Annotated in this window: 12 protein-coding genes; 8 read left to right on the top strand and 4 right to left on the bottom strand. The window is 49.4% G+C overall.

The window, feature by feature from the left end; genetic code table 11:
- The first annotated feature begins 4 nt into the window (after nt 1-4).
- The 8 genes from HPS53_RS07750 to HPS53_RS07715 all read left to right on the top strand — a co-directional run bounded on the left by HPS53_RS07750 (nt 5) and on the right by HPS53_RS07715 (nt 10,784).
- Nucleotides 5-3,037 carry a DUF4906 domain-containing protein gene (locus HPS53_RS07750; protein WP_172205499.1) on the top strand — a complete coding sequence of 1,011 codons (3,033 nt, stop codon included), beginning with the start codon at nt 5-7 and terminating at the stop codon, nt 3,035-3,037.
- Nucleotides 3,038-3,049: 12 nt separating this feature from the next.
- The gene (locus HPS53_RS07745; RefSeq protein WP_172205498.1) at nt 3,050-4,033 is read left to right on the top strand and encodes a DUF5106 domain-containing protein; all 984 of its coding nucleotides are present in this window, start codon (nt 3,050-3,052) and stop codon (nt 4,031-4,033) included.
- Nucleotides 4,034-4,195: 162 nt separating this feature from the next.
- Nucleotides 4,196-5,134, top strand: coding sequence for a type IX secretion system membrane protein PorP/SprF (locus HPS53_RS07740; protein WP_104368754.1), 939 nt, complete (start codon nt 4,196-4,198; stop codon nt 5,132-5,134).
- 25 nt (nt 5,135-5,159) lie between these two features.
- Nucleotides 5,160-6,608 carry an SUMF1/EgtB/PvdO family nonheme iron enzyme gene (locus tag HPS53_RS07735; RefSeq protein WP_104368755.1) on the top strand — a complete coding sequence of 483 codons (1,449 nt, stop codon included), beginning with the start codon at nt 5,160-5,162 and terminating at the stop codon, nt 6,606-6,608.
- Nucleotides 6,605-7,408 carry a gliding motility protein GldL gene (gene gldL / locus HPS53_RS07730; protein ID WP_104368756.1) on the top strand — a complete coding sequence of 268 codons (804 nt, stop codon included), beginning with the start codon at nt 6,605-6,607 and terminating at the stop codon, nt 7,406-7,408. The genes HPS53_RS07735 and gldL overlap by 4 nt, the downstream gene beginning before the upstream one ends.
- A 12-nt stretch (nt 7,409-7,420) precedes the next feature.
- Complete coding sequence (gene gldM, locus HPS53_RS07725) at nt 7,421-8,986, top strand: gliding motility protein GldM (RefSeq protein WP_104368757.1); 1,566 nt, start codon at nt 7,421-7,423, stop codon at nt 8,984-8,986.
- Nucleotides 8,987-9,013: 27 nt separating this feature from the next.
- Complete coding sequence (gene gldN, locus HPS53_RS07720) at nt 9,014-10,066, top strand: gliding motility protein GldN (protein ID WP_172205497.1); 1,053 nt, start codon at nt 9,014-9,016, stop codon at nt 10,064-10,066.
- A 106-nt stretch (nt 10,067-10,172) separates the two neighbouring features.
- Nucleotides 10,173-10,784: an outer membrane beta-barrel protein gene (locus HPS53_RS07715; protein WP_172205496.1), complete on the top strand. Its 612-nt coding sequence runs from the start codon at nt 10,173-10,175 to the stop codon at nt 10,782-10,784.
- An 88-nt stretch (nt 10,785-10,872) separates the two neighbouring features.
- Here the strand turns inward: HPS53_RS07715 and HPS53_RS07710 are convergent, their stop codons facing one another.
- From HPS53_RS07710 to HPS53_RS07695, 4 genes are read right to left on the bottom strand one after another with little or no spacing between them, the layout of a single operon-like run.
- On the bottom strand, nt 10,873-12,354 hold the full coding sequence (locus HPS53_RS07710) for a lipopolysaccharide assembly protein LapB (RefSeq protein WP_172205495.1): 1,482 nt from the start codon (nt 12,352-12,354) through the stop codon (nt 10,873-10,875).
- Nucleotides 12,351-14,471, bottom strand: coding sequence for a hypothetical protein (locus HPS53_RS07705; protein ID WP_172205493.1), 2,121 nt, complete (start codon nt 14,469-14,471; stop codon nt 12,351-12,353). The genes HPS53_RS07710 and HPS53_RS07705 overlap by 4 nt, the downstream gene beginning before the upstream one ends.
- Nucleotides 14,461-17,175, bottom strand: coding sequence for a hypothetical protein (locus HPS53_RS07700; protein ID WP_172205491.1), 2,715 nt, complete (start codon nt 17,173-17,175; stop codon nt 14,461-14,463). Before HPS53_RS07700 ends, HPS53_RS07705 begins: the two co-directional genes overlap by 11 nt.
- 7 nt (nt 17,176-17,182) lie before the next feature.
- Nucleotides 17,183-17,737 (bottom strand): DUF3575 domain-containing protein, encoded by a 555-nt coding sequence (locus HPS53_RS07695; RefSeq protein WP_104368762.1) that lies wholly within the window; start codon nt 17,735-17,737, stop codon nt 17,183-17,185.
- Nucleotides 17,738-17,822 lie beyond the last annotated feature (85 nt).

The following is a 17,822-nucleotide window of genomic DNA, read 5'->3' as shown; positions in this document are numbered from 1 at the left end:
CAAGATGAAACGAAATCTCCTTTATCTTATTATCTCAGCGTTGTTTTTCGTATCGTGTACCGATGATTTGTTTGAAGGCGGCAGCACTATTCCCGAGGGGCAAAGCCTTGTCACGGCGACAGTGGAGTTCAGTCCGTTGGTGCCTGCCCTGAGCGGCAAGACCCGCTCGGAAGGAGATGCCGTAAAGAGCATAAACAGCCTGTGTGTGCTGTTCTACGATGCCGACGGCAATCTGGCATATCACCGTCCGCTGACAGCGGGCGGCACATCGGGTGTTCCGGATACGTATGTAGTGACCGACTCGGCCCGTGTCTCCGATACGGAGAGCGTCACTCCGCACGCCGATCTGACAATGTCTGTGCCTTACGGGCGCTATTATATATATGTGGTGGCCAATATGGGCGACCTCTCCGGCTATGCCGACAGGATAAAGACAGTATCCGGCCTGAAGAGCCTTCCGCTGCGGTGGAATTCCGACGACATATCCGCCAATGGACAGATGCTCGGTCATTTCTGTGATGATAAGACGATAGAAGATACCGCTCCGCTGCTCACTATCGACAAGAAAAACACCACTTTCCATTCATGGATACGCCGCGCGGCCTCCAAGGTGACTGTGGCTTACGACGGCTCGAAACTCGAAGAGGGTGTGTTCATCTATCTGAAGTCGGTACAGATAAAGGATATTCCGCTCAACTGTCCGCTCGGTGACAGTAATGAGCCGGGCGAGAACGATCGGCTCATTCCCGATGGTGAGACCATCACGTATGGAACAGGCACTAACTACGATGAGTTCTGGCCGGCAAGAATAACCAAGGGACGTGCATACTATCCTTATGATAAGGATACATACGGGCTTAGTGCCGACGCACATACGGAGAAAGCCGAGGCACTGTATTTCTATGAGAACATGCAGGGCGAGGGCGAGAGCAAGAAACAAGACTGGAAAGATCCGGGACACATCACCTATCCTGAGGGCAACGATCCCTCAAAGCCGGGATTTAAGGATAACAAGAAGTACGGCACGTATATAGAAGTGAAGGCGTTTTACCGCTCGATCAATTCCGACCGTGTGGGCAGCGGCGACATCGTCTATCGCTTCATGCTCGGAAAAGACACCGAAAAAGATTATAATGCCGAGCGCAACCACCACTATCGCCTTACGCTTAAGTTCAACAGATACGCTAACGACGTAGACTGGCATATCGACTACGAAGAGGAAATGCCGGGAGTGGAGATACCCGATCCGTATTTCATCTCGTATCTCTATAACCACTCGATGATGTTGCCCTTTAAGATAAACACCGGCTCATATAAGGTTGATAAAATCGTGGCGCATATCGACTCGAATGCCTGGGCTCCGTATAATCCTGATAAAGATTTCGAATATTGTAAAGAAGCAGATCCCGATGTATATCCGAATTTGCCGGCCGATAGATGGAAAGGCTTTCTTTCCTTGAAGAAGACTGTGGGGCTAAATATAGACGATAACGGTGTATTTGAAAATAAAAAATTGGGCGACAGGGAATATCCTTATGTGGATAACGGTAATCTGGTCGGAAGCCTGGATTCGGGACAATACCGGGTCGTGACTGATCCGGAGGCGAAAACCGTTACATACCATATACCGTTGTTCACGCGTGAGAAACTGTTGGTGACAACTACGTCATTGACCGGTAATAATCCGTATGAGGCATACAGGCGCAAGGCTGTGCTAAATTTAGATGTCAAACTTAAAGATGCGGAGAATAATTTGCGTATCGTCAAGGCAAAGACGCATATAATGCAGGTGCGTCGTATTACAAATCCCAAAGGGGTGTGGCGCAGGCATGACAATATAAAACCGTTTCGTGTGGTTCTTAAGCACAGACTTAGTGAAACAGCAAAAGACTATTCTACATTTACTTCCGAGGGGCCGTGGAAAGCTTATGTTGTCACAGGTGACCGCCAAACCATTCATTTGGATGGAGATACCGTGAAAGGCTCTACGGGAACACCTGTAGACTTTAAAATTCGTTTTAAAGGCTGTGGAGAAAAGGAAACACGCTGTGCCATTATTCGTGTTGAGTACAATAATTATAGTTGCTACCATCTCATATTCGTATGTCAGGGCAGTGCGCCGATAGAGTTGATTAAAGGTGGGGCAAAGTGGCATCTTTGCAATATGCGTACCGGAACGGAAGAAGCAGGGCAACCTACCGAAGAAGGCTCCATGTTTAAGTTCGGAAACTGGGATACCCCTATTGACGCCAAAAGTAACGTTAATGATCTTGGTAATTGGAATACGAGAAATGTGCAACCGAAAGATTTCGCTAACCATGCAAATACAGATTTTATAATAGCGGGAAAGTCTGGGACAATGAAATGGAGTGAGATAAGAGCCGCGAACCATAGTGGAGAATTTGTCAATCCGGTTGTAAACGGAAAGGAGATACAGGTTGCTACATATGAAGATTATGCCGCACTGTTGGGTGATTCCAGTATAGCTCAAGGTTACGGAGTGCTTTACGGTGACGATGCAGACTCAACCCTGTCTGATGTGGACGAGGTATATGGATATTGTTATGACAATGAAGGCAAAGGGTATGGAATGCGCGGTTGCTTTGTCTACAACAAGTCTTTGACAGATTCTCATGGTGGCAGGAATGTATTTTTCCCTATGGGCAGGTCCGGGTACGGACATCGTAAGCATTCGGAAATAGAACTTTGGAAAAACAACGAAAAGTTCACAGCTGTGCTTAGATATTCTGCAGGTCAGACACAAGTAATAGGAAATCCGACGGGTCGTCCTCTTTTTTATGATTTTTACAAGCGACCCGGTGCTACCTATTGGTTAGGCAAGAGGTTCGGATCAGAACAGAGAGGTACCATTGGTTGGGATATTAATTATTATACGTTGGATTTTAATATTTTGGGTATCAATAATCTGTTTGATAATCCCCTTAAACCAGGTAGTAGTACTGATAAAGAGAATTTAGAAGACGTGAGCCATGCTTGTTTTGTTCGCTGCATTGAAAAAAAACAGTCTTCTCGTTGAAAATGATTGTCAATGAAGCCAAATAATTCCGTGATGGTAAAGGCCGTGAAGCTCATTCCTGTGACGCTTGCTTATGGTTTAACATGCGTTGCTGGCATGCACGGTCCGTGCGGTACAGGCTTTTTGAGTGTTGAAGTCTCCGATTCTGTTGCCGCTGTAGCCGACCTTCCGTTGCCTGCCGTTCCCGACACACTCCGTGTTCCGACGGAACGTGCCGCATACGTGGCGGCACATTTCTGGGATGCTCTCGACTTTTCCGACACGTTGCGTTGCCGCGACGAGCGGTTCATGGAGCGTAATCTCGTAAACTTCTTTTCTCTATTCCCACATGCCGATACTGCCGCCGTGGAGCGTTCGGTGGATTTGCTCATGCGCCGTGCCGGTGCCGACACCGCGGCGTATACGTCGCTTTGCCGGCTTGCCGCCAAGTATCTGTATGAAAAAGCTTCGCCCATGCGTGACGAGCGGTATTATTCCATGTTTCTGAAGAATGCCGCAAAGTCGCCCGTTATCGGTGCCGCCGGCCGTGACCGTGCCTCATTTCTTCTCGATGCGATAAGCAAGAACCGTCCGGGAACCGTGGCGGCTGATTTCGCTTTTATTACCCGCGACGGCCTGCCGGCCACTCTCATGCAGATGCCCGCCCGCATCACAATCCTCATTTTATACGACCCCGACTGCGACCATTGCGCCACTGTCGTATCACGTCTTTCGGCCGAAGCCTCGCTGCGCCGTCTTGCCAAGGAGGGACAGCTCGCCGTGCTTGCCGTATATGCCGATGGCGACACCGCTACGTGGCAACGCACGAAGCATGCCATGCCCAATTGGTGGACCGTGGGGCTTGACACCGGCGACATATCACGACGTGACCTTTATTTCATGCCCGAGATGCCGTCGCTCTATCTGCTCGGGGCCGACAAGACCGTGCTTCTGAAAGACGCCTCGGCCGACGAGATAGTCAAAGCGGTAGACGATATGTTTTCAGGTGTGCGTTGATTGTGAAAATAATGTTACGGATTTTACACTGTGTTTTCTCTTGAAATAGAAAATCCTGCGCGATACCGGTGATTGTTCCGAGTCTTTTTTCGTGTCTCCGGTCTGAGGTGTGACGATTTTCATACTTATACAATAAATAAATGTATTTCACGTTATATATACGTGTTTAAACGATATATCGTAATATTATGTGTCTTTGCCCTTGCCTCGCAGTGGGCAAGAGGGCAGTATGACCCTTCCTTTTCCCACTATTGGGCGATGGAACCGTCGTTCAATCCGGCAGCTGTGGGCAAGGAGTCGAAGATTAACGTTACTGCCGCATACGCCATGGCTCTCACCGGATTTGAGAATAATCCCCGCACAATGTATGCCGGAGGCGATCTGCCTTTCTTTTTTCTCAAATCGTATCATGGAGTGGGAGTGCAGTTCATGAGCGACGATATCGGTCTTTTCTCTCACAAGAAATTTGCCTTGCAGTATGCTTTCCGGCATAAGCTGTTCGGCGGAATGCTCGGTGCCGGTATCCATTTGGGGCTGCTGAGCGAGAATTTCGATGGGTCGAAGGTGGACACGGACATGCCTGACGATCCGGCATTCCCCTCATCAGAGGTCACCGGGACGGGGCTTGACCTCGGTGCCGGCCTCTACTATACTCATCGGAACTGGTATGCCGGCCTGTCTGTCATGCACATCAACGGCCCTGAGATAGAACTCGGCGAGCGGCAAAACTTCAAGATAGACGCTGCATATTATTTGACAGGCGGATACAATATTAAGCTGAGAAATCCGTTTCTAACAATACATCCGTCACTCTTGGCGCGTACAGACGGCAATGCCTATCGGGTGGATGTGTCCGGTAGGGTGAAGTATACCAACGACAAGAAGGTGATGTATGCCGGCCTGTCTTACAGCCCAGCCAACTCTGTGACGGTGATGATAGGCGGCGACTTCCACGGAGTGAGTCTCGGTTACAGTTACGAGATATACACCTCGGCCATCAGCATAGGCAACGGCGGGCATGAGCTGTTCATGAGCTACCGTACCGACGTGAATCTGGGCAAGAAAGGACGCAACAAGCATAAAAGCGTAAGAATACTATAAACAAAAGTGTGAGAACAGCTAAATTATGAATATGAGAAAGAGCATCATACTCCTTTGTGCCATTGGCACGCTCGCGCTCGCGAGCTGTTTTGGCGGCAAGACGGCCACGGCTTCGGGCGGAGAGGTGACCGGCACCGGAGGCAGAGCCTTCACGGAGCCTACGCCATACGGCATGACTCTCGTCAAGCGCGGTCACCTCAGGATGGGAATAGAGAAGCAAGACAGCCTCTGGGGCAAGCAGACACCGGTGAAAGACATCTCGGTCGAAGGCTTCTGGATGGACGAGACGGAGATCACCAACTCACAATACCGCCAGTTTGTATACTACGTGCGCGATTCCATCATCCGCGAGCGGCTCGCCGATCCGGCCTACGGAGGCGATGAGACATACAAGATAGAGGAAGACAAGAACGGAGATCCCGTCAAGCCGTATCTCAACTGGAAGAAAGCGTTGCCACGCAAGCCCAACGAGGACGAGCAGCGGGCGATAGAGAGCGTATATGTCACAAACCCGGTGACGGGCGAGAAGATGCTCGACGCAAGCCAAATGAACTATCGCTATGAGGTATACGACTATACCGAGGCGGCCAAGCGCAAGTATCGTCTTGACCCGAGAGAGCGTAATCTCAACACCGATATAAGCGTAGATCCTGCCCGGCAGGTGTGGATATCGAAAGACACGGCATATATCGACGATGAGGGACGCATCATAAGCCAGACTATCAACAGGCCGCTCAGCGGGCCGTGGGATTTTCTCAATACATATATAGTGAACATATATCCCGACACGACGTGCTGGGTGAACGACTTCCCCAATGCCGACAACGAGACATACATGCGTCTCTATTTCAGCAATCCGGCATACAACGGCTATCCGGTGGTGGGAGTCACATGGGAGCAGGCCAACGCCTTCTGCGCATGGCGCACCGAATATCTGCTCAGAGGACTCGGCGCCGCGGCCCGCTATGTGCAGCGTTACCGCCTGCCCACAGAGGCCGAGTGGGAGTTTGCCGCGCGTGGCAAAGACCAGAACGAGTTTCCGTGGGAAGACGAGCAGGTGGTGAGCGGCAAGGGATGCTTCTTCGCCAACTTCAAGCCCGACAACGGAAACTATACGAAAGACGGCAATCTGATAACCAGCAAGGTGGGTATATACACGGCCAACAGTAACGGACTGTTTGACATGGCGGGTAATGTGGCCGAGTGGACAAGCACCGTGTATACCGAGGCGGGAGTGGAAGCGATGAACGACATCAATCCTCAGCTGAAATACAACGCCGCCAAGGAAGATCCGTACAGACTGAAAAAGAAGAGCGTGCGTGGCGGCTCGTGGAAAGATCCCGAGTCATATATCCGTTCGGCATGGCGCTCGTCTGAATATCAGAACCAGCCACGCTCGTACATCGGCTTCCGCTGTGTGCGCAGTCTGGCCAATACAACAAGTGAGAAATCTAAAAAATCGAAGAAGAGATGACAGAATACAGCAAATATAATGTAGTCTACCGGTTGCAGAAATGGCTCGACAGCGTGCCGGGACAGACATTCATGAACTATGCTTACAGTTGGGGCGCGTCTATCGTTATCCTCGGTACGATGTTCAAGCTGACCCACCTTCCGGGTGCCAACATTATGTTGTATCTCGGCATGGGCACCGAGGTGGTGGTGTTCTTCATATCGGCTTTCGACCGTCCGTTCGACAAAACGGCCGACGGCAAGGATCTGCCCACGCATGTGACGGATGAGGAAGATGACAGCATTGCCGGTGAGAACGGTACGGATACAAGCATTGCTGCGGGAACCCGGGCGGGCGGCACTATAATAATAGGTGGTGTCAGCGGTATGGCGGCCGGAGGAACAGATGCGGGAATGGCGGCAGATGGAATGCCGGTGGCCGGCGGCGACAGACAGACAGACGTTTCCGGCGGTGCGGAGGCATGGATACGGCAGCAACAGCAGGTATCGCCAGAGATGGAGGAGGCCACGAGCAACTATGTGGACGAGTTGAACAAGCTCACCGAGATGCTTGCCAAGGTGTCGGAGCAGAGCCAGCGGCTCACCCGCGACTCCGAGGAAATGGAAAACCTCAACCGCACGCTCACCGGTATATGCAAGGTATACGAAATGCAGCTTAAGGGAGCGAGCGCACAGATAGGCACTATCGACCAGATTAACGAGCAGTCGCGCCGTATGGCCGAACAGATAGCCGAATTGAACAAGATATACGCCCGCATGATAGAGGCGATGACCGTAAACATGAAGAGCGTCAACGTTTAAGACCAAAAGCTTATGGCAATAAAGAAAAGACCGGTGTCTCCGCGCCAGAAGATGATAAACCTTATGTATGTCGTCTTGATGGCAATGCTTGCGCTGAACGTGTCGACGGAAGTGCTCAACGGCTTCTCCATAGTGGAAGACAGCCTCAACCGCACCACCGCCAACTCGTCGAAGGAGAATCAGGTCGTATATGATGACTTCGAGGCGCAGATGAAGGCGAACCCCGCCAAGGTGAAGGCGTGGTTTGACAAGGCGCGTGAGGTGAAGCGCATGAGCGACTCGTTGTATAACTTTGCCGACGAACTGAAAGCCGCCATCGTGGCTGAGGCCGACGGAAAGAACTTTGACGTGAGGAACATCAGGAACAAAGAGAATCTCGAGGCGGCCAATCAGGTGATGCTGTCGCCTGGGCGTGGACGTGGAGCCGAACTTTACAAAGCTGTCAATTCGTTCAGGAACAGAATCGTGAAGATGATTACCGACCCTGCCAGACGTGCGGCAATAAACGACAATCTGGCTACGGTAATACCGAAAAACGCCACTGCAATGGGGAAGAACTGGCAGGAATACATGTTCGAGGATATGCCCGTGGCAGCGGCGGTGACGCTGCTTTCCAAGTTGCAGAGCGACATACGGTATGCCGAGGGTGAGGTACTTCACACGCTCGTGGCTAATATCGACGTGAAGGATATACGCGTTAACTCTCTTAATGCCTTTGTCATACCCAATTCGCAGACTATCGTGCGGGGAGACAAATTCTCGGCGCAGATTGTAATGGCGGCGGTGGATACCACGCAGGTACCTGATATATACATAGGAAACAGGAAAGTAGACCTGAGCGGCGGACTGTATGAGACGGTATGCAGCCGCACCGGTGACTTCACGCTTGCCGGATATATGGAGGTTGTCAACGGCGGCGGTGAGCGGATAAGGCGTGATTTCAGCCAGAAATATACCGTAGTGGATCCGAGCGCCACGGTGTCGGCCGACCTTATGAACGTGCTCTATGCCGGATACAGCAACCCGATAAGCATCAGCGTTCCTGGCGTACCGCTCAGCAAGGTCACGGCCTCGATAAGTGGAGGGACACTCACACCGGTAGGACCGGGCAGGTACATAGCACGCCCTTCGGCGGTGGGCAAGGATGTGACGATAACGGTAATGTCTACCAATACGGGACGCGCCCAGCAGATGGGACAGTATACTTTCCGTGTGCGTAAGTTGCCCGACCCGACAGCATATATAGCCATGGCCGATGAACACGGCAACCCGACACGGTATAAGGGCGGCGCGCTAAGTAAGGCGTCGTTGCTCGGTGCTGCGGGAATAGGAGCCGCAATAGACGACGGAATACTTGACATCGGTTTCAAGGTTCTCGGTTTTGAGACGGTATTCTTCGACAATATGGGTAATGCTGTGCCGATGGTGAGCGAAGGAGACCGGTTCTCCGCACGGCAAAAGGATACATTCCGTAAACTGACCCGCAACCGGCGCTTTTACATATCGCGCGTAACAGCAGTGGGACCGGATGGAATACAGCGTAAGTTGCAGGCTTCGATGGAAGTGATAGTGAAGTGATATTGAAAACAAAAAGAATTTATATATATGAAAAGACTATTGTTCATATTTGCCATAACGCTTGCGGTTGTGTCGGCTGCGGCACAGCCCAAGGCTCGCCGTAATGCCGAGAAGCAGGCTGCCGCAGCCCGTCAGGGTGCACCGCAGTTGTCGCAGCGTGCGCAACTGATGTTTCCAACGGCGATAGACATGCCTGAGGATGTGGTGTGGCGCCGTGACATATATCGGGAGATAGATCTCAACGAGGATGCCAATGCGGGTCTTTACTATCCCGTGGAGCCGATAGACAAGCAGTTGAACCTGTTCACATTCGTGTTCAAACTTGCCCTTAACGGATATATTCCTGTATACGAGTACAGGCTCGACGGCAGCGAGGTGTTCAGTGATGCGGCCAAGGTGAAGATAAAGACAGTGCTCGACAACTATCATATATTCTATGAGGAGAAAGACGGTAAGTTGCGGGTGGATAACAGTGATATACCTTCGGCCGAAGTAAAACTGTATTACCTGAAAGAAAGCGCATATTATGATCAGGCCAACTCGACTTTCCATCGCAAGGTGTTGGCTTTCTGTCCGGTGATGATGCGTGAAGACGATTTCGGCGGAGAGGCATCCAAATATCCGTTGTTCTGGGTTAAGTACAGTGACGTGGAACCTTTTCTCACAAGGCAGACCGTGATGACGAGCAATCTGAACAACGCCGCCACCATGACGATGGCCGACTTCTTCACGCTTACCAAGTATGAGGGCAAGATATACAAGACCAACAACATGCTCGGCCGCACGCTCGCGCAGTATTGCACCACAGACTCGGCGATGGCGAAAGAGCAGCGTAAGATAGAGGGGGAACTGACCTCGTTTGAGAAAAATATCTTCGGGGATCAGGCAAAGAAAGATTCTCTCGACAGCATAGCCAACCTCGACCCCAAAGCGGCCGCCAAAGCACGGAAGGTATCGCGCCGCAGCGGTTCGAAATCGGAAACGGAGAAAACGACGAAAGTACGCCGTCGCAGCTCATCGCCACGGTCGTCGGGCGGCTCTTCGGCAGCCCGTGTTACCGTCCGACGCCAGAGACATTGAAAAGTCTGTATGGTGCGGTAATGAACATCAGACCGTCAATAAGTGCATAGAATATATCATCCAATACATATAAACTATTGTAGCATAACATTTAAACCGTTATTATATGAAAAAGATTTTTACTATTATGGCTCTTGCCGCAGCCTTGGTTTCAGCGGCTCCTGCTAAGGCACAGATTAAGTTGGGACTCAAAGGTGGTCTTAATGTGACAAGCATGAGTTTTGACAAAGAAGTTTTTAATGGCTCAAATCAAACGGGATTTTTCGTAGGTCCTACCGTGAAAGTTACTCTTCCGCTCGTAGGTCTCGGTCTTGACGCCGCCGCACTCTATGATCAGCGTGATATTGAATCGAAAGATGAAGACGGAGCAGAGACAATATCCCAGAAGAACATCAACATTCCTATCAACCTGCGTTACGGCATAGGCCTGGGAAGTATGGCAAGTATTTATTTCGCTGCCGGTCCTCAGTTCGGTTTCAATGTGGGTCAGAAGAACTTCTTTGATGGCGATTTTGAGATGAAGAAGTCAAACCTGAGCGTCAATCTTGGCGCAGGCGTTTCACTCGTCAACCATGTTGAGATTGGATTTACATATAACATCGCATGCGGTAAAACGGGTGAGTTCAATATTTGGGAATCTGTCGGTAATCAGGTCTTTCATCGTACTAAGAGCGCTCGCATGAACGCATGGCAGATTTCAGCTGCTTACTATTTCTGAAATCAATAGCTTTTAAATACCATAATGAAAGGCGCAACCCGTGAGGGCTGCGCCTTTTGCTTGATGTCGTGGTACGTAGTATCGTTTATTATTTTAATATGGTGACGGCTTTTCGGGCATTCTCGTCATTAGGATCTATGTCCAGGACTTTTTGGAAATAGGCTTTCGACATCTTTATATCCGACTTTTTCTTTCTTAGATAGTAGTTTGCCATATAGTTGTACGCAGTAACCAGACGTGCGTTGTCTGTTGTGTTCCGCTCTGCTTTAGCCAGCATCACGCTTATTAACTGTTCCGCAATCGGCCCGGCCAGTCCGGCATCAAAATCTCCTTGTTCAATCTTTGAGTTTATTACCAGTCTGTTAATCAAGGCAAAATCAATGTTGTTTGGGAACTTATCGGCCATCTCTTTATATATGGCATCGGCTTCTTTATATGCTTGCAGTTTCTCTTCACCGTTAAGCTCTTTCGATTGCTCTAAATACATTCCGGCATATTCGCTGAGATCATAGGCGGTTATAGTTCCGAGTTCGCCTTTCTTTTGCATATATGACTCGTATTCTCTCTTCGCGCTTGCCCAGTCTCCCATATCCTTCCGGCATTGTGCGATAAGCAGATATACCGGCAGTTTCTTTTCGTCGCTTATCGAATCGTTGCCGGTCAGTTGCCTTGAAACGGATATGGCCTTATCGTACTTTTGGGTATTCCGGTATGCTCTCGCCAAATTCCAATAATCATCGAGTGATATTTTCGTGCTGTCCGATTTTAATAATGCTTCTCCGAATAATACTACGTCACTCCATCTTTGCAAGTTGAAATTTGCCATCATTGCCAGTCTGTTGAAACTTCCGTTCACTGGATGATATTTCTTAATACCGAACTTGGCAACCTCGATGGCTTTGACATAGTCTTTGCTGTTGGCATATAGCATGATACCGAATGATTCCAATTTCGCCTTTGGAATATAATCAAGATTGCACTTGCCGTAAAACTCAATACTCTTTCCGTATGCTTCCTTTTGTTCTTCGCTGTCGGCTTCCATATTGTCGCCGATTCTTTCATACATCTTTGCCAGTTCGAGGTTTACCGGATAATCAGGGTTATGCGTCAGCAACTCTTCTATTTTCCTTTGCGATTTGGCTGGATCTTTCATGCTTATGAGTTTGGCGTATGCCAGATAGCATTCGGGAGCGGCAGGATCAGTATGGATTCCCCGCTCATACCATCTGATGGCCTTGGCGGTGTCTTTTGCCGATTCCTCTATTTCACCGCCAAGCAGATATGCCGGTGAATATTTGCTGTTTATGGATAATGCGATATTCAGATACCTGTGTGCCATTGCCGTGTCGCGCTGGTTGTATAGATATGCGTCTGCAATTCCCACCGCAACCTCGGGGCTTTTCTTGAATTTATCACATAGCTCATCCATGATGGGTGCCGTATATTTGGGTGCATACTTCTTGATAACGGCTCTTGCGGCGCCGACTGTCGCCTTGGCGCTTGACTGCGCCAAGGCTGTTGAACAGCATGTTATCGCCATTGCGGTGCAGATTAATACATTATTTCTCATCTGTACATTTGTTTTGTTACGTGTGTGTTGAAGCTGTATCTTACGCCAATGTTGATGCTTTCAATGATCCTGCCTTTTTGAAAATCGATCGTTTTCATGTCGGTAGTGCCGAGCATGTAGATTACAGGCTTTGCCACAAGGGCTATTTTGTTGTTTAGCTGATAGTGAAGCTGCAGGCCGGCATGTGCGCCTATGCCGAGTTTCGTTTTCGGATTTTCGGCGATTTCAATGACGTGTCCTTTTCTTACCGGTTGTGTGCCGTCGAGTGACGATGAGTGACTGAGTGTGAATATTGCGGTAGGGCCTGCGATGATGTTGACTCCGAATCTATTGCTGCCGCTGAATCCGACGAACAGGCTTCCGAGGTCGATACCATATCCGACGGACAGCAGTCCGAGCGAATACTCATGTCCCAACAGCCCGTTTGCCGATATGCGTGTCTTTTCCGGTTCTTCGGCCATCATGTTCAGGTCGTAATACTTGCCGAGTGTTCTACCTGATATGGTGAGATATTCGAATGATGCGTTCAACGATGAAATGGTGTTGAAGTTGTATTCTCCGAAAATCATGGCGTTCCATGGTATGGAAGAGGCACCGTCGAGGCTCGTTTTGGTATGTGTGATGTTGAAACCTCCCGCCACACCGACACTCAGACGGTTTTTCATGGTGACGGCTTTTTGCTCGTCACGACCGGTCTGCCTTCTGAATGCCTTGCCGCATGTAAGTACTGTGAGGCCGACATTGACGTTGAGACCGTCGTCGCTGAAGCTCTTGTTCCACTTCACATTGCTGTAAGGGATGTTGTAAACGTAATGTGTATAGCGTGGCTCGACAAACAATTGCAGGCCGTTGCCGAGTTTTTTCCACAGATGTATGCCTGCGGTATATGCCTCGCTGTTGCAATTCAGTCTCTCTGCCTGGTATTTGACCATACGGCCGTACATGCCACCGGCTACGAGATATGCGCCCATGTCGCTGTCCCAATCGAAGTCTTTGAGGAAACCGAGCGGGTTGAACATAGCCTCGGCACGTACACCGGCATAGACATTGTTCAGGTTTTGGGTATATATATTGTCATCGGTGCCAAGTTTGATAGGCTCTTGGTTCCAACGTGTGGAAGAAAGTTCTCCGGTCAGCCGCAGGCCTACGACCGGTGAAAACCATTTGCCCACGCCCACGGCAATGTTGCTGCCCAAGGTCTGCCCGATGCCGAGAGTTGGGGAGCTTATCATGGATATGCCCGTGGAGAACTCGGCAATCCAAGGCACACGCCACGATGCGGGTTCCAAGTTTTCGGACAATATGATGTCATCGGGAACTTTACTCATGTATCTCAGGCGGGCTTGTGCCGACAGGTTGTTGTGCAGGTAGTAAACGTAGCTTATATTGGCTCCGTAGAACATGTCGGTCTTGCGCCAGTTCCTGTTTGTGTTCAAGTCCATCTTGTCTGTCGAAAAGCCGAAGTAAGGCTCGAAGTTGATATATCCCTGCGGGCCGGTGAAAAATTTAACCTGCATGCCGAGATGAACTTCGGCCGACATGCCGCTACGTATATCCTTGCCGAGTCGTGAATGATGCACGCCCACCCCCACGAGTGTGGAGAAGTCGGCAAGGCGTGTAGGGTCATATCCTGTGAAATAAGAAGAAAGCGAGAATAGGTGGTCGACCGTCGCTCCTAACCGATTGAAGGATATATCGCGGTCTTGCTGGTATCCGAATGAGTTTTGAAGGATGACTCGCACCGAGTGATACTCGGTGAACTCTTTGCCGGCACCGAGCTGGATGGTTGTCAGTGCGTTGAAACGATAACCTTTTTCGGGAGCGACCATCTGCGTGGTTCCAAGTCCGAAAAGGATATAAAGATGATCGTTGAGTCTTTTCGTGAATTGGTCTCCGTAGCCGTGATACCGCTTGTCGAGCACGTATCTCAGTGCGTTGAAGTTGTTGGCGGTGTTCAGGCGGCTTTTGCCGACGGTATCGTTGTCGCTCTCTTCAATGTCATCGAGTGCGATGGTGTCGTTGCCAAGTTCCGTCATAGCCGGTTGCATAGTGCTTGCTTGCGCTCCGATGGCTATGCCGATGAGTGACAGCAGTAATGTTGCGGCCTTACTTTTCATTGGTGTTTGTTTCTTTTTCTTCATTTGTTTCCGGTTCGGTCTCCGTGCCGTTGTCATTTTCGTCTTTTGTGGTTTCGGGCTTTTCGCCTTCGCCGGTCGTCTGCCGTCCTAGCTGTTCGTCGGTTTCACGTTGTTCCATGAGCAGCTTGAACAGTTTGCGATATGCCGGTATGTTCTTTTTCTTGTATTTGTAAATTTTTCGTGTTTCGTCGGGTACGTTACCTTCATTGAAATAGTAACGCTTGTATTTCGGCTCGATATCGAACGAGTGTTGGAAGTAAGCGAGATAGTGGGGTATGCTGTCCAATTTGATGCCGTCGTCCTCAACTTGTTGTTTCGGATTTCTGAGCGCTTCCGCTTCCTCTGGGTGTTCCTTGACATACAGATTATACTCGGCATATTTTTTCGGGTCGGTAATCATCAGGATTGACAGCTCGTCTTCCGACATTAGCCTGAAACCGTTACCAAGGTCATCACCTGTCGTATCATCATGTCTTATTTTCGGCTCTTTGCCTGCTTCCTTGCTCCAGATGATTCCTTTAAGATACCATTTCTTCGGATTGTTGTCGTCCATTTTGTCTATTATAGGCTCTACATCCTTGCGGGTCTTGCCGAGGCTCTCATGCAGTTCGGAGAAAAGTATGGCGCGGTTGTCTTTGTTTGTATTCAGCACCATATTGAATGCCTGTTCGAATTTTGCCGCATCATTTCCGTTGAGTTGGCCGCCGATGCCGAGAAATATGTTACGCACGAAAAAGAGTACTTGTGACAACTGTGCGCTTTTCACTGTCTTTGAACCTACAAAATCGATAAGCGTCTCGGCTGTGTCGAGTTTCAGTTCCTGAAAATACTGTATGGCCTGGTTTATGAGTATTTCGTGACGGTTGATGACAGAAGAAGTATAGGCGTCGATATGTCTTTCTTTGTCGACGGCCTGCACTTTCCAATCGATAAACGGGCGTAGCACTTCAAGGTCGGGCATTCCGCGGCGTATGTTGAGCAATGCCATCTTGTTGGCTATATATGGCGACATCTTCAAAACCTCGTATCCGTCTTGTCTCACCATGTGGCGATAAGCGATCATCGTGAGCGTGTCGACCTCTGCGCTGTCGGTTATTTCGTTGAAAAGATTATAGAAATCACCGTCTGACAAGTCGTCTTTCGCTCCGCTGATGAAATCTTTTTTATGAGTGTAATATGTCTCGACGGCTTCTTCGGGAGTAAGAACACGTTTGTCTATATACTGGTAGCTGCATTTCATGTTACGCATTGAGGCCAGTATCGGTTCTATATCGCTTTCATAGAAAGGTAGGTTTTTGATTTGCGGATAAGCCATGTTGGGGTCGGGCTGTCCTGATATGAGATTGTTGAGCATTGATGCTTTAGTGGTGTCTCGGGCCGCAAGCTGCGTAACAACGTTTTCCCAAGTGAAAATTTTTGTCTCAGTGCTTACGGATGCATCTTGTCCGCGTACTGCTCTTCTCAATATTCCGGCAGCGAAATTGGTACGTTCGCGGGCTAAGGCGGCGTTTCGTTCTCTGCTGCCTTCGGGTGACGATGAACCTGTTACCTTAACGCTGAATAACAGATTGCCGTATGATTTCAACTCGCGTCCCATCTTTCCGAACTCTTCCATATTGGCCGAATCAGGTGTCAGTTCACTCTTTCCCGTGACAAATTTTATATTAAGTGTTCTCGTCACGTCGTGGGCGCGTTGCTCGGCATTCTCTTTAAAATCTTCGGTTAGCGGAATATCTTCGGCTGCCATGGTGAAATCGAGAAATTTCAATGGCCTGAACGAAAGGCATGAGCCTGTTCCCTCGCCGCCGTTGTTATAGAAGACATGGTGGTAGTCTTCGAGGATAGCGTAATATACGCCTTTGTATGTCTTGTCTTTGTCGGGCTTGCGGAATACAACCTGTGTGTCTATCCGGAGGTATTGCCCGTTGAGCACGGGACTTGGATTATAGTACTGTGCGAGCGAGTCGTTTTCATCGTAATCGAAAGCCATGCGTTTGTCTTGCAGTTCGTGGTATTTGGCTCCCTCATATACAAGCGGCGTGAGATAGCTCACGGTATCTTCCGTCTGGCAGTCGATCGCCATGGGCTGTATGATAAGGCGCGAATTATCGCCCGCCCAGCCTTCGGGCAATTCGAGATTGACGTTGAGTGACACCTCAAAACCATTGTCTTGTCCGGGGACTTTCTTTATTCTTGGGCCTGTAAACTTGTTCTTGCCTCTTACCTCAACGTCGCGTAGAGATTTTTCGTCTTTCATCTCTATTTGATATTCGGTTTTTCCTTTCTCCACGTTGACGATATCCAGTAGGTGTATGACATTGTCTGTATAGTGGACGAGAATGGCCTGGCCTTCAAATGCCTCGAACTTAAACTGTCCGTTGGGCCTTGATTTGCTCCATGTGATACCCAATTTGGTTATGGCGTTGTTCCATTCGTTTCCAGTGGCATCGGGTTGTTCCTCAGCCGTGGCGGCTGTCTTCAATATGTTACGCGCGTTTTCGGCCTGTCTTTTGTTTTTGTAGATATGGAAAGAAACAGTCTCGTGTTTCTTGTCGTTGGATTTTATTATTGTTGTCCGGCATGTGCCTATTACCACGTTTTGTGCATTGGCCGTGATGCCGAATGGCATCAACAGGCCTATTAGCACAAATCTGATATTATATATTGCTTGTGTTAGTTGCATGGAGATATTATTTGAGTATATATGTAACGGACACGCCTATTCTTGTCGGCAGTATGTAATAGCCTTTTGCATTGGTGCGTTGTTCGCCGTTGACGGAATAGTCCGTATCGTACTTATCGCCTACATAATATTCTTTGTGATTGTATGTTATCAGGCCGAAGCCTGCATGGCAATCGATATTCACCCTCTTGGTGAGCGAGAAAACATATCCGAAGGTCATGCCTACACCCAATCCGATACCTTCGTAAACCTTTCCGGACCATGTTATGTCGTATGAGGCGGCCAGTCCGCCGATACCGATAAACTCGCGGTGCATGGGCCGGCCGGAGAAATAATAGCGATATTCGGGTTGTACTCCCAATATGTGCATCGTCTTCCCCCAGGGATTACGGTTGAACAGCGCGTTCAGTCCCACCGTGGAGCGCTCGCCAACAACAAGTTCGGCACCAAGCGAAGGCGTTTGTGCCAGATCCATGAGCAGGTCTGTGTTCACAGCCACAATCTGGGCTTTGATTTGCGAACACATCGTTGCCAATGCAATGATGAGGAGTAATCGTTTCATGATTTTTATTCTTGGATAATGTTTTGTCTTTATTGTTTTTAATCTGCTTGTGTGCCCGAGAGAGGCACACAAGCAGATTGATAGT

This window comes from Prevotella sp. PTAC (assembly GCF_013166535.1).
In the GTDB taxonomy this organism is placed as follows: domain Bacteria; phylum Bacteroidota; class Bacteroidia; order Bacteroidales; family Bacteroidaceae; genus Prevotella.
This window is presented reverse-complemented; position numbering and strand designations above follow the sequence as displayed.